This window comes from Mesorhizobium sp. M7A.F.Ca.MR.362.00.0.0 (genome assembly GCF_004023175.1).
In the GTDB taxonomy this organism is placed as follows: domain Bacteria; phylum Pseudomonadota; class Alphaproteobacteria; order Rhizobiales; family Rhizobiaceae; genus Mesorhizobium.
In genome coordinates, this window is the sequence record NZ_RZTF01000039.1 from 8,470 (window position 1) to 21,942 (window position 13,473).

Sequence of the window (13,473 nt, forward strand, 5' to 3'; positions counted from 1 at the left end):
TCGCTGGACAGCGCCTTGCTGCCGGCATCGAGGATAGCGCGCGTCGCTGTGGGATGGCTGACCACCGTCGACAGCACCGTCAGTGCGCAGTCGTCGAGGCCGCCGACGCCTTTGGCGACTTGATAGCGGTCGAGATAGATGTAGGTGCCTGGACGATACTCGGTGACAACGGATGTATCGCTGGAGCGCCACATATCCGGCGTGCCGCCGCTGGAGATGCGGTCGCAGGCGAGGCCCGACGCGGCAAGTACCTGCTTGGCCCCGGCGAGCCAGGCTTCGGCCTCCGCTGCCCGCCCGGCGGCCGGGTAGGTCATCAGTCCTCCGAAGGTGAGGCCACCGGCTCTGTCGATCTGTCTTGCCAGCGCAACCGCTTCATCAGCCGACTGCACGCCGCAGCGTCCCATGCCGGTGTCGCATTCGACCAGCACCGGCAGTCGATGGCCGGCATCGGTGAAGGTGGTTGCCAGCCCTTCGAGCGTCTCCATGCTGTCCGCTGTCACCGACAGGGTGACGCGCCCGTGCAGCGCCAGAAGGCGTTGCAGCTTGGCGCGCCCAAGGATGTTGTAGGGAAGAAAAATATCGGTCAGCCCGGCATCGGCCATCACCTCGGCCTCGCCGATCTTCTGGCAGGTGATGCCGACGGCGCCGGCCGCTATCTGCTTCTTCGCCCAGTAGGGCAATTTGTGCGTCTTGATATGCGGCCGGAGCTTCAGCCCGTTCTTGTCGGCATGCGCCTGGGCGCGGGCAATGTTGGCTTCCGCGCGCGCGGCGTCGATCAGGATGGATGGCGTATCGAGATCGTGAACGGTCGGCATCATCTTTCACCCCATGAGGAATCCGTAGGTTTTATGGCCCTGAAAATCCGTGATGTCACGCGGCCAGGCAAGCGGATCTGTGGTCCATACGCCCTGCGCACGCCGGACAGGATGGCGAGATGGATCGACACCGCATCGGCGTTCGGCTATGCGATTTGCCAGACAAATCGATACGAAGGGATCATGATCATGAAGCGCTCCGCCATCAACGACATCATCCGCGAAGCCGACGCTTTCATCCGCTCGTTCGGCTACATCATGCCGCCCTTCGCCTATTGGTCGCCGCAGGAGGCGAAGGCACGCCAAGCCGATTCCGCGGCCGTGTTTACCTCGCGGCTCGGCTGGGACATCACCGATTACGGCCAGGAGAAGTTCAAGGAGCTCGGGCTGTTCCTGTTCACCGTTCGCAACGGTCGGTACGAGGACATGAAGAAGGGCATGGGCATGCTCTATGCCGAGAAGATCATGATCTCGCGCAAGGACCAGCTGTCGCCGATGCACCGCCACAACATCAAGGCCGAGGACATCATCAACCGTGGCGGCGGCAAGCTGGTGCTGGAACTGTTCATGCATGACCGCGACGGCGGCATTGATCCCAAGGCCGAGGTTTCGGTGCCGGTCGATGGAACCATCCACAGACTGCCTGCGGGCGGGCTCCTGAAGCTCGACCCGGGCCAGAGCGTCACGCTCTTGCCCGGCGTCTGGCATGCCTTCTGGGCCGAGGGCAAGGACGTGCTGATCGGCGAGGTCTCGACCGTCAACGACGACCTCACCGACAATGTGTTTCGCGAACCGATCGGCCGTTTTTCCAACATCGACGAAGACGTTGCCCCGGTCCATCTGCTGGTGTCCGACTACGAGAAGTGGCTGGGGTAGGGGGCCGCCCAACGCCTTCGGTGACCCCAGTCACACGGTTGAAAGTGGGTTAGCCCGTAGCGCCTGCCTACTGCGATCCTTGTTCGGCCGATCCTGCCGCTTCCTCCCTGAAGACGACCTTCGTGCCTTTTTGCACTTCGGAGGCGAGGTCTTCGGCATCCCAGTTGGTCAGCCTGATGCAACCATGCGAGAAGGTCTTTCCGATCTTGCCTGGGTCCGGAGTCCCGTGAATGCCATAACTGTCGATGGACAAGTCGATCCAGACCGATCCCACCGGATTGTTTGGCCCGGCAGCGATCGTGAAGGGGCGCTTCGTCTTCACCCCCTTGAAGGCAAACTCGGGATCGTAGTGATAGGTTGGGTGGCGCACCACGCGTTTGACCTCTGCCTCGCCACTCGGCGCGGGCTTCTCCTGGCTCCCGATCGAGGCGGGGTACGTCGCAAGCACTTTGCCGGAAGGGTCGAGCACGCGAACCTGGCGAGCGCTCTTGTCGACCTCGACGTTCCCAATGTCTTGCGGCGGATCACCTCGGGTTACAGCTGGCACCAGCAGCTTTTGCCCCGCCTTCCTGAAGCCGATGCCGGGATTGAGCCGTTCAAGCAGTTCCTCGCTGCTGTGGAAGCGCTCCGCCATCTTTTCCAGGGCATTGTGATAGGCGAGCCGGGGCAGGCGGGCCATCCTCTCCATGCGCGCCGGAATTCGCCTGGTGAAGGGTCCACGCACATCCTTGCGCGTCAACTCGTAGGTCTCAAGCGCCGGGCGCGAGGAGCTCGCGACCAGCTTGTCCCATGTCTCGCGGGTAAGCTTGCCGTCGGCAGGCAATCCGTTGGCCGCTTGAAACGCACTGACTGCCCGGCTGAAGTTCTCTGCTTGGCGGCCATCGATCAGGCCTGGCGAGAAGCGTGCACGATCCAGGAGGATTTGCGCCTTCAGAACGGTCGCACTGACGCCTTTCGCTTCGCTGCCGTCAAATTGGGCGTTGTTGACGGTGACCGCGTCCAGTTTTGCCGCCGCCGTTGCATCCCATGCCATGACGAGCATGGCGGCAGCGGCAAGAACGAGCCTGATCATGGAGGTCACACTCCTGTATGAGCACCTGCTTCTATGACGTCGCACGGCCGATCTGGTTCCATTCCCCTGGCTGCGTCCGACTGCCGAGTGCCGATGCGCCGCAGCGAACCCGGACCAGGGAGCACCCGGCGGTGGCGCGGGTGCATTGTTGATAAGGGTCCGCCATCATCCAGATGGATGGCGACTCTCGCCAGCGCATGTGTTGGCTTCAAGTCGAAGCGCAGCTCGGTGACCGAGGAGAGCCAGCATGCAATTTCCTGCCCAGAAGGACAGAAGACCGGCAGCCGAGGACGAGCGCCAGGCCCGGCTTGAGAAAACAGCCAGGCTCAAGCAGCTTCGGTCCTATGCTTCCTGGCTTTCGTCCGACCCAAACGCCCAACTTCACGATGAGATAGACTGCTCGGTGCTGATCGAGGGAGGCGTGATACGAGACAAAGCGTGGAGCCTGGGCTGATCGGCAGGTGACACGACTGGGCGGCGAGGGTTCCACCGCCAACGATGATCGGCCGACAATTTGTTTGGCGAGCCGATCGGCCGCAACAGTGGCGGCAGGCTGACTTCGCGTCAGTGACAGCAGCCTTGCTGCGCGCTCGTCCTGCACAGGCAGGACGAGGTGATCGGCACATCCGCCCTGGCCAGCGCCGCGGCAAGGCTTGTCTGCAATATCGGCAATTCATCAGTCTCGCCGCGCCGTTTCAGGCATTCCACCAGCCCGTGCAATGCCCAGACATTGTTCGGATGCTGGCCGCAGCGCTGCACCGTGCCGCTCAGGCCGAGGTCGTCGCGATAGACCTGTTCTGCTTCCTGTGCGTGGCCCTGGTCCAGAAGCAGCGCCGCCAGCGCGTGGCGCGGCGGGTGCATCCAGGCCCACGGCTCGGTGTAGGACAAATTGTCGTCAAGCTCGACGGCCTGCCGCAAATGGCTATACGCCTCCTCATGACGGCCCTGGTGGTACGCCAGCTCGCCGTCGAGCAGGGCGGCACCGACAGCCAGCGAGGCTTGCGTCGGGTTGCTGAGGAAGCGCCGCTCGGGCGCAATGCCTTTCAGATGCCGATGGAACGCTTCGCGCTCGCGCTCGGCTTCAGCAAATTGCCTGAGCGTCGCATGGGCGACACCCTTGGCGTAGTGCTGCATGGCCGCCGTCAGTACATAGAGGCCTGGCTCCGCGGTCGCCGGTTCGTCGATGATCTCCTGCCAGCGGCCGAAGCGCACTTGCACATGCGATTTCATCGCATGGTAGCCTTCCACCGTCTGCGTGAGCTTTGGCCGGCCGGGGATGGCGACCACGTCGCGCGCGACCAGGCTGCGCACTCTGTCGGCGGCCCACAGTGCAGGCTGGTACTGGCCCGACAACATGCAGGTGAACATCATCAGGTGCAGATCGTGGCAGCAGCCGAGCAAATAGTAGGTCGGCTCGTCCGCATAGGCGAGATAGAGGTCGTTGGCGCGTACCGCCTTTTCGCTGGCACGTTTGGCTTTCTCATACTCGCCGCACAGCACATAGATGTGCCCCGGCATGTGGTTCATGTGCCCGGCATCGGGGCACATCTCGCCGAGCAGATCCGCCGACCGGATGCCGCGTTCCGGCATGGTGGACATTTCCAGGAGATGGATGTGCAGGTGGACGATCGCCGGATGTTGTACTGCGCCGGCCGCATCGGCAAGCCGGATCGACCGCTCGCAGACGTCGAGCGCTTCGACGACATCGGAATTCGGCGCCGGCGCGCCGGTCTTGAGGTTCCACAGCCGCCGCACCGTGCGCATCATCAGCGCTTCGACCAGCAGTGCCATCACATCATGGTCGTCGGGAAAGTCCCGATACACAAGCCGCATCGCGGCGGCATAGCTGTCATCCCACCGTTCGAATTCCTCCGGGCTCACCCGGTGCGGCTTCTGAAAGCGGGCGGCCAGCGCCTCGATCAGCCGCTTCTCGATCTCGTTGGCGGCAGCCGCATTGGCCCGCGCCAGCTGGACATGCTCGAAGCAGCGCTTCGTCGTGCTGTCGGCTTCGGCGTCGCCGTGCTCCTTCCAGGTCAGATTGTAGAAAGGCCCGGCAGCATAGGCGATGCCCCAATGCACCATCGGACATTCAGGGTCTGTTTCGAGCGCCTTCTCAAAACACTTGATGCCTTCCTCATGGTTGAAGCCGTAGCACCAGTTGAGGCCAACATCGAACCAACGCTGGGTTTCTGAAGAACGAGTGGAGATGGGACGGCGGTAGGTGCCGAGGTCGAAGCGGTCCATGTGGTCTCATTTCAATTCTGATTGCCAGCGAGCCAGCTCTGGTCAGACTACCTTCGCCATCAATGTGTGCCGAAACTGGCAGGCATGGCAAACGCAACGAGTGCCATCGCTGCTTGCATTTGGATACTGTCGCCGCTTTTAGCTGGTCTCTCGGGACGGTGTTTCATCTTGCCAGCCGGCTAGCTCAGGCAGGTCGTCCAGCCAGCTTTTCTCCGTCATCAGGGCATCGCCGGCCTGCGGAGCAGCCTCGGTGGCGTTTTGGATGAGCCAGTCCATCCACTTGCGATAGGCGGCCGGGGCCAACTCGGGCGGCAACACCTTGGCCTTGGCCAGCATGCGTTTGCGGAAACTCACCTGCCTGCGGAGTTTCGTCGTCGTGAATTTGATGGCCTTGCCCTGGTATTCGACCGTCCAGCGCCCGTCGCCGTGGCTGGCGAGCCTGTCGATGGCGAAGCCGGCGTCCACCGGCCTATCCCGCCACGGAAGCTCGATGGCATTCTTCCTCAGATCGAGTGCCCATCGTCTGTAGTCGGTCCCGGCACGCTGGGGCGGCAGCACCCCAGCCTGTTCGAATATCTTCCTGCGGAAGGTCGGCTGCTTCTTAAGCTGGCCTGTCGTCAGCTCGATGCGATGCCCACGGAATTCGACATGCCAGCGGATCCTTCCATTGCCGAAATATTTCACCAGCCTGTCGATGACGAACTCGCCATCGGAAAGCGTCACGCAGCCTTGGCGGATGCGTTCGAGAATGTACTGGCTATCAGTGAGCATGACGCGGCCTTGTGGAGGAGCTTTTCATGAAGCTTAGCCAGTAGCACAAGCCTGCGGCCAACAATCTTTTTCGCTCCGGGATTCTCGCCGGCGCCGGCGGCAGCCGCATTGGCGCGCGCCAACTGGACATGCTCAAAGCAACGCTTGGTCGCGCTGTTGGCCTCAGCCGCGCCATGCTCCTTCCAGGTCAGATTGTAGAAAGGCCCGGCGGCATAGGCGATGCTAATGGGCCATCGGGCAGTCCGGATCCGTCTCCAGCGCCTTCTCGAAACACTTGATGCCTTCTTCATGGTTGAAGCCGTAGCACCAGTTGAGGCCGATATCGAACCAGCGCTGGGTTTCGGCTGATTGGGTGGTGATGGGGCGACGTTAGGCGCCGAGGTTGAAGCGATCCATGTATGCTCGGTCCGACAAAATGCAGATATCGTCCGTGGAGACAAGGGCAAACCGGCTGCGCCAGCCAAGAAGCTCTTGCTCGCCCATTGCCGAACTGTAAGTTCAAGCTCTTGGCGTCCGCAAACAGATGGTCTTAGCCGCGAATGAAATTTGGTTTTGAAGAGACACAAGCAAAATATAACAGTGGATCACAACAAGCCAGAGTTTGGACCGAGCAGTGGGCTTCCCAATGGATTTATTGCCCAAATTGTGGAAGCCCCCGTCTAGAAAAATTCATCGCTAATTTGCCGGTTGCCGACTTCTTCTGCAGCAATTGCAATGATCAATTCGAGCTGAAAAGCCAAAAGAAGGCATTTGGCACGAAGGTCGCCGACGGAGCCTATTTTACCAAAATTGACAGATTGGCGTCATCGACCAACCCGAATTTGATATTGCTGAATTATGACTTGACGCAAAAAACGGTAAGGCATGTTTGCGTTATTCCAAAGCATTTCTTCGTACCAGACATCATCGAGAGGAGGAGCCCACTGGCGCCGACAGCGAGGAGGGCGGGTTGGATTGGTTCCAATATTCTGCTCCATCGCATCCCGGATGCGGGCCGAATATTTGTGGTTAGAAACAGCGTCCCGATCCCTAAGGAGGTCGTCGTCGCAAAATGGCAGCACACCCTTTTTCTGCGTGAGGAAAAGGCAGATGCTCGTGGCTGGCTAATTGAAGTAATGAGATGTGTCGATATGATCGGCGCGACGGATTTCGACATCGAACAAATCTACGCCTTCGAAAAGAAACTGAGCGCTCTGTACCCGAACAACAGAAATGTAAGACCGAAGATTCGTCAGCAATTGCAGTTCCTCAGAGACAACGGATATCTCGAGTTTGTGGCCCGCGGCCGCTATCGCTTGAGGAAAGAGAGTTTTTGAAGGCCGAGCAAAGGGACGATGCCTAAATGTCTTGGTATGCAAACCATTATGAATGCTACAGGTGCGGCGAACATTGGGTCGACGAATGGTCATGCATGTGCGACGATGACTGTCCAAATTGCGGCGCTCGTCATGCTACACCAATTGAAAGTGAAGACCTCACGCGTCTCATTGTACCGGATGCGAGTGATTTTGTCGTCTTAAGGTCTCCAGATAATGCACAGGATCAGCCCGACTATGAAGAGATCGGGCGCTTCGCTAGCAACGCGCTAGCGAAGCGATTTCTCGACGCCGCGGCGAACTAAGGCGTCGTCCGCGAATAACGACGTCGAAAGGGGAAGGTCGGTCCGATGGTTGGTTCGATTTCCTGTGAAAATCATTGCGCGTGAGATTGACCGCTTGCAGCTTCCGAGATTTTGACGCCAGCCGGATCGATGTTGGTAAATATTTTGAGGAAAAGGCCAAAAGCTTATGAAATTAAACTGGCTGGGGTTCCTGGAAGCTTTTCGAACTTTCTGGGTCACTCCACAGCCCAAATTGCGGGTGCTCATGGACAAAGTGGGATACTAGTTTCGGCTTTTCCATGCCTTTGCAGGGATCGACCCCAGTGGCACGTTGCGCCCGATAGCGCGACGGCATGACTTCCAAGTGTGAACGGCAGCTTGGCGCCCAACCCCCGACGCTAGGATCTCTCTCAGTACCGCTCAAAAAGCGCACATTCCGAGTTCTCAGGGGCAGCTCGATCCAGTGGCGGACGTTCGATGTGAGCTTCCTGGCGGTAACGGCCGTCCATGTCGACGGCCAAAGCTAGTGCAGGAACACACTAGACCTGCTGGGGCCTGTGTTCTACTCGCCGCCGATCGGCCGATTGCAGGGCAGAGATGCAGCGTTCCAGCCGTTGAAGCCGCGATTTGCTGGAATGAATGTGGTAGCCGAGCTCGGTAAGCCTTCTTGGCTTGGCAGCCCCTGTCTGGGTAAGTAGCTCAGTTTCCAGTCGGACGATCTGTTCCCTGAGCATTTGGGCTTCGGCCAGCCGCATTTGCCGGATCCAGCTTCGACCTCGCATTCTCCCGGTCCTCCACGCTTTAGTCAAAAGCCCCGGAGGCGCTGCTGCTCTGGTGGGTTCTCGATTGGGCGCTGTTCGGAGTCACGCAATGTCCGTCACCATCGTTGGATATTTTGTGGCTCGCGCGTCCAACCGCGGTTCAAACCTCGACCAATATGCGTCGGCATCTGTGCGCGGCAATCTTTCGATGGGATTTTTTCGCGGCTGGGTTTGGTCAAATTGAGTGACACTCGGAGCCTATGTGCCGACTTAAAAGCGCGATCGGCGAGACGCTCCTTCAGCCGTCTACTGCACGGACGAGGCCCGTAGCAAACCTATCGTTCGCTCGCCCAGCATCGCATGGACGGCAGAGGCGATGATTGAGCCAAGACGCGGTCGGATGCAGCCACTTCGCTGGGCAGAGCCGCTTAACTCTGGTCCACAAACGTTGCGTTTGTGTGGTACAGAACTGCTGTACCATCGTTAAGTGGAATCAAAATCGAACGACCGGGAACCGGGTCATTCGAGGAACAGTTTACATCCCAAATGGTAAAGAAGCTCAGCCAGGCTGCATGGAAGAGTGTTATATAAATTAGAGAATTCTAATAGATGCCGTGAATGTGTTTCCTGCCGCCCATGACACCGACGGACTAACATGATTTCTTCTGATCACGAGCTTGATGACGGCTTCAATTCATCCGATCAGGATTTGCAGTCTGTTTCTTCGATTACCGGTGAGTGGACGATTGCGACACAGCGGGGCAGGGCGACCTATTCCCTCATGCCACCCGGGCTGCACACCTTCGAGGCGAGTGAACACGTTGTCTTTGTCGGTCTCGAGGCCGCACCCGTGTGTGCCACACTTGGAGGGGGCAAGGCCGAGCGCTATGACGCGCCGGCAGGAAGCATCATTGTCAAGCCGGCACATCTTGAAGCGCGGCTGCGTCTATCACAGGCGCGGGAGAGCGCCACTATCGTCTACCCGGACGACAGTCTCAAAGAACTGGCCAGGCAGCAATTTGGCCCAGTGGAAACGGAGCTGACGCCTCCGCCCCTGGGCACACGGGACGACAATGCGTTGCGTGTCGCCCAACTGCTCAAGACGGAGCTCACGAAGAAGGAGGGCGCAAACCGCTTCCACGTCGAGCAGCTGATCGCGATCCTGGGCATTCACGTGCTTCACGCATATGCCATACGAACCAGCGGGCCGGAGCAGTTCAAGGGCGGTCTTTCCAGGCAGTCCGCGCAGAAACTGCAGGAGTTCCTGCGAATCAACCTCGCCCGCAAGATATCTGTCGGCGAGCTAGCCGCACTTGCAAAGCTTTCACCGAAGCATTTCACCCAAGCGTTTAGCCGAAGCTTTGGGATGACGCCGCATCGCTACCTTTTGGACCTCCGGCTCGACCACGCCACGCGTCTGTTATCGAACCGAGACATGACCATTGCGGAGGTTGCCTATCTAAGCGGGTTTTCAAGCCAGAGTCATTTGACAGCTGCGATGAGGAAGTTCCGGGGCGCGACCCCGACCCGCTTTCGATCCTCAATCTAGCGTGCGATTTCGGGCATCAGTTAAGGCAATATTAGCGTTACGAAATAATGAGTTGTGATATTCCAGTAACACTCCGGTAGAAGTGTCTAATCAAAACAAAGCGCGTCGGACGTTTTTGTCAAACGTCGTACCTTTTTGAAATACGTCCGGATGTTTCCATGCCCATGTTGGCGCCAGTGTCCTGATTCCTTGGGATGCATTGCATTAAGACTTTCTAATGTAGGGGGATACATGGCTGGGTTGGCCTGCGGCGGGACCATCCATGACCAGAAGGACGGCGGCGACAGTGCCGGCGACCCGAGGCTGAAAGCCGGCCACCTTCATCCTAGGCGCGCATCCTCTCAAGCGCTACCGGGTCCCAAGGGACGGGCGGCGAGGCAAGCAGATAGGCCTATCTTCTCCCAGCTACTGCGCGGTGGCCGGATGACCAAGTGGAAGGGCGAAGCGGCGAGCTACGCCGCTCATATGGCGCAGCCGGCCTCCGCGGCGGCGCGGGCGTTGGCCGCCCCGCTCCTGCCAGCGGTCCTGCTGATGACGCTGGCCACGGGGCCGGCCGCCACCGCCGACAGAAACTGGGATCCCAACGGCACGGCGGCCGGAACTGGCGGCACTGGGACCTGGGACGTGAGCTCCAATCGGTGGAGTCCCAACAGCGACGGCGTCAGTGGTCCTTATACGCCGTGGAGCAACGCCGCTCTCGACAATGCCATCTTCGGCGGCGCCAGCGGAACAATCGCCACAGTGACGCTGGGCGCGCCGATCACCGCGAACAGCCTGACCATCAACACCAACACGACCTATACGGTCACGGGCAGCACGCTGACACTCGCCGGTGCCACCCCGACGATCACCACCAACGGTGTCGCAACCATCAGTTCGATTCTGGCCGGCACTGCGGGACTGACCAAGGCGGGAGCGGGTACCCTGACCCTCACCGGCGCCAATACCTTCGGCGGCGGTATCAATGTGACCGCGGGTAGGTTGAACGTCAGTGGCGATTCGGCGCTCGGCGCCGCCAGCAATGGCATCACCTTGTCGGCGGGCACGATTTTGCAAAGCACTGGCGCGCTCGCCGCTAGCCGCGTTGTTACGCTGCTCTCCGGCACCGCCGCCATTGGAGGAGGTGTCGGCTCTGCGCACATCACCGGCGCCGGCGGCTTTTCCCTGGTCGCACAGACGGTGCTGAGCGATGATACCAATGATTTCACCGGGGCGGTCGCTACCGACAGCTTCAACCTGTACTTCACATCGATCGGCAACCTGGGCGAGGCAAGCGCGCTCGGCGCGGCAACCACGGTGGCCAACGGAACGGTCTTCGTCCGCAATGCCTCCGCCGTCTATACCGGCAGCGGCGATACTTCGAACCGCAGCTGGAACATGGCGCCTAGCACCGGCTCCTCCGCCCTGACAAATCAGGGAACCGGCACGCTGACCGTAACCGGAGACATGACAGCGGGCGGCGGGTTTGCAGCATCTGTCATTCTGAACGCGCAGACGGCGGACCTTGGAGTGCTGGGCGTCATCAGCAGCAACCTTGCAACCCGGCCCTTCATATTCATGGGCGGCGGGACAAACCGCACTATCACATTGGGTGGAGCCAACACCTTTGGTGGTGCCGTCACGATCCAGACCGTTACCGTGAAGGCCAGTTCACTGGCGAACCAGGGGGCCGCCAGCTCGCTGGGTTCAGGCTCAATCATCAACCTCAACACCGGCGTATTGTCCTATACCGGCGCGGGGGCCAGCACCGACCGCATACTGTCGCTCAACGGCGCCAGCGCGATCCTCAATGATGGCACCGGCTCGCTGGCGCTGAGCGGCGCGGCCTCGTTCAATCCAGCCAATCCGGGCGACACCTTCACGCTTGGCGGCAGCTTCGCCGGCGGCAACACCTTTTCGGGCGCGATTTCCGGCAACGGCAATCTGGTCATGAACGGCGCGGCGGGAAACAGCTGGCTGCTCAGCGGCGCCAACACATATGTCGGGTCGACTACCGTCACCAGCGGAACCCTGCGGGCCGGCAGCGCCAACGCGTTCGGCGCGCCCAACGCGGTGGTCGTCAATGGCGGCACGCTGGACCTCAATGGCTTTGATACCACGGCCACGTCGCTCGCCGGCGCGGGCGGCAGCGTGACTCTCAACGGCGCCGATCTGACGATCAACGGCGCCGCCAGCACCAGCTATGCCGGCGTTATCGCCGACGGCGCCACCAGCGGCGGCGGCCTCATCAAGCGCGGCACCGGCACGCTCACGCTGAGCGGGGCAAACACCTATACCGGCGACACCACGGTCAATGGCGGCACCCTGGCGCTGAACTTCGCCGCGCCAGGAGCGCCGACCAGCAACATCATCTCAGGCTCGTCCGGCCTCAACCTGGCCGGCGGCGTGGTCACACTGACCGGCGCAGCGGGCGTGGCAAACAGCCAGACTTTCGACGGTCTGAACGTCAGCGCGGGCAACAACCAGATCGTCGCGACAGCCGGTGTGGGCGGCAGCATGACGCTCAACCTCGGCGCGATCACGCACACCGGCGGCCTGCTCGATTTCAAGCTGCCGACGAGCGGCAGCATCACCACGACCAATGGCGATGGCGCGCTCAGCTGGGCAACCGTCAACGGCACCGACTACGCGCAGGTCAGCGGCGGAGCCATCAACGCCTTCACCGCCTATGCAAACAAGGACAATGCCAGCACCTGGCTGACCGGCGACGTGGTCAGTGACGCGGGCGGGGCGGCCAACACCCCGTTCGCCAACACCGTTGCGGGCAACGTCCAGCTCGGCGGCATCAAATACACCGCCGCGGCCAACTCCATAGTCACCGTCGGCGCCAGCAACACGCTCGGCGTGGACGGCACGATCATTGTCGCCTCCAGCGTCAACAATGCCAGTCAGACCATCACCGGCGGCTCGATCACCGGCGCGACCGGCGGCGGTACGCTGGGCGTGCTCGAAAACAGCACGGGCACCGGTACCTTCACGATCGCGTCGACGATCGTCGACAATGGCGGCGCAACCAGCTTCGCCAAGGGCGGCGCCGGCAAGGTCGCGCTGACCGGCGCGAACAGCTACACCGGGGGCACGACGCTGAGCGGCGGCACGTTGGCCATCGACAGCGTCGCCAATGGCGGCTCTGCGAGCAGCATTGGCGCTTCGGGCGCGGCTTCGGCGAACCTGGTGCTCGAAAGCGGTACGCTGGAATATACCGGCGTCGGTGCGGGCACGACCGACCGCGGCTTTACCCTGGTCAATGGTGGTGCACCGCGGACGATCCAGGTCGACAGCGGCAATCTGAGCTTCGGCGGCGTGGTCGTCGGTTCGGACGATGCCGGATTCAACAAGACCGGCGCCGGCCTGCTGACACTTGGCAATGCCGCCAACACCTATACCGGCATCACGACGATCTCCGCCGGTACGCTGTCGGTCAACACGCTGGCCGATGGCGGTGTGGCGAGCGGTATCGGCGCATCGTCCTCGGATGCCGAGAACCTCGTGATCCAGACCGGCGGAACGCTGCAATATCCGGGGCGACCGCCAGCACCGATCGCGGCTTCACGCTCAACGGAGGCGCGGGTGGCTCGCTCGATGTCACCAATGCGGCAACGACGCTCACCGTCAGCGGCACGGTGGTTGGCGCCGTGCCGTTTCACAAAGCCGGCGCCGGCACTCTGGTTTTTTCGGGCACCAACAGCAACAACGGTCCGACATTCATTGACGGCGGCACGTTGCGCGCCGGATCGACCCAGGCCTTTGGTGGTCCCAATGCCATGAATTTGGCGGATGTCGCC

General features: G+C 61.0%; 9 protein-coding genes and 2 pseudogenes. 6 read left to right on the plus strand and 5 right to left on the minus strand.

Going from position 1 to position 13,473, the window contains the following annotated elements; all coding sequences use genetic code 11:
- The coding region (locus tag EOC06_RS08260) for an alanine racemase (protein ID WP_245469401.1) at positions 1 to 818 on the minus strand (818 nt) is incomplete at its 3' end.
- A 186-nt stretch (positions 819 to 1,004) separates the two neighbouring features.
- On the opposite strand from EOC06_RS08260, the gene EOC06_RS08265 reads away from it, so the two are divergent.
- The gene (locus EOC06_RS08265; RefSeq protein ID WP_127395494.1) at positions 1,005 to 1,691 is read left to right on the plus strand and encodes a D-lyxose/D-mannose family sugar isomerase; all 687 of its coding nucleotides are present in this window, start codon (positions 1,005 to 1,007) and stop codon (positions 1,689 to 1,691) included.
- A 67-nt stretch (positions 1,692 to 1,758) separates the two neighbouring features.
- Here the strand turns inward: EOC06_RS08265 and EOC06_RS08270 are convergent, their stop codons facing one another.
- The 4 genes and pseudogenes from EOC06_RS08270 to EOC06_RS08290 form a co-directional block, all read right to left on the minus strand.
- Positions 1,759 to 2,763 (minus strand): L,D-transpeptidase, encoded by a 1,005-nt coding sequence (locus EOC06_RS08270; RefSeq protein WP_128307487.1) that lies wholly within the window; start codon positions 2,761 to 2,763, stop codon positions 1,759 to 1,761.
- A gap of 564 nt (positions 2,764 to 3,327) precedes the next feature.
- The gene (locus tag EOC06_RS08280; RefSeq protein WP_128307488.1) at positions 3,328 to 5,007 is read right to left on the minus strand and encodes a hypothetical protein; all 1,680 of its coding nucleotides are present in this window, start codon (positions 5,005 to 5,007) and stop codon (positions 3,328 to 3,330) included.
- 138 nt (positions 5,008 to 5,145) lie between these two features.
- A complete protein-coding gene (locus tag EOC06_RS08285) occupies positions 5,146 to 5,778 on the minus strand; it encodes a hypothetical protein (RefSeq protein WP_128307489.1) in 633 nt (210 codons plus the stop codon).
- 95 nt (positions 5,779 to 5,873) lie between these two features.
- Positions 5,874 to 6,138, minus strand: a pseudogene (locus EOC06_RS08290) (hypothetical protein); the annotation flags it as partial.
- Between the two features lie 179 nt (positions 6,139 to 6,317).
- On the opposite strand from EOC06_RS08290, the gene EOC06_RS08295 reads away from it, so the two are divergent.
- From EOC06_RS08295 to EOC06_RS45110, 5 genes and pseudogenes are all read left to right on the plus strand, one after another.
- Positions 6,318 to 7,094, plus strand: a complete 777-nt coding sequence (locus EOC06_RS08295; protein ID WP_127329875.1) for a DpnI domain-containing protein — start codon at positions 6,318 to 6,320, stop codon at positions 7,092 to 7,094.
- A gap of 1,154 nt (positions 7,095 to 8,248) precedes the next feature.
- Complete coding sequence (locus EOC06_RS44780) at positions 8,249 to 8,383, plus strand: hypothetical protein (protein ID WP_256754990.1); 135 nt, start codon at positions 8,249 to 8,251, stop codon at positions 8,381 to 8,383.
- A gap of 411 nt (positions 8,384 to 8,794) precedes the next feature.
- Positions 8,795 to 9,688, plus strand: a complete 894-nt coding sequence (locus EOC06_RS08305; RefSeq protein WP_127269045.1) for a helix-turn-helix domain-containing protein — start codon at positions 8,795 to 8,797, stop codon at positions 9,686 to 9,688.
- 531 nt (positions 9,689 to 10,219) lie between these two features.
- A pseudogene (locus EOC06_RS40055) lies at positions 10,220 to 13,102 on the plus strand (beta strand repeat-containing protein); the annotation flags it as partial.
- Between the two features lie 221 nt (positions 13,103 to 13,323).
- Positions 13,324 to 13,473, plus strand: a 150-nt coding sequence (locus tag EOC06_RS45110) for an autotransporter-associated beta strand repeat-containing protein (RefSeq protein WP_368773586.1), incomplete at its 3' end; no start/stop codon positions are given.

Excerpts from the sequence above, each read along its gene's own strand:
- EOC06_RS08265 (WP_127395494.1), top strand. The coding sequence starts at position 1,005 with ATGAAGCGCTCCGCCATCAACGACATCATCCGCGAAGCCGACGCTTTC.
- EOC06_RS08270 (WP_128307487.1), bottom strand. The coding sequence starts at position 2,763 with ATGATCAGGCTCGTTCTTGCCGCTGCCGCCATGCTCGTCATGGCATGG.
- EOC06_RS08280 (WP_128307488.1), bottom strand. The coding sequence starts at position 5,007 with ATGGACCGCTTCGACCTCGGCACCTACCGCCGTCCCATCTCCACTCGT.
- EOC06_RS08285 (WP_128307489.1), bottom strand. The coding sequence starts at position 5,778 with ATGCTCACTGATAGCCAGTACATTCTCGAACGCATCCGCCAAGGCTGC.
- EOC06_RS08295 (WP_127329875.1), top strand. The coding sequence starts at position 6,318 with ATGAAATTTGGTTTTGAAGAGACACAAGCAAAATATAACAGTGGATCA.
- EOC06_RS44780 (WP_256754990.1), top strand. The coding sequence starts at position 8,249 with ATGTCCGTCACCATCGTTGGATATTTTGTGGCTCGCGCGTCCAACCGC.
- EOC06_RS08305 (WP_127269045.1), top strand. The coding sequence starts at position 8,795 with ATGATTTCTTCTGATCACGAGCTTGATGACGGCTTCAATTCATCCGAT.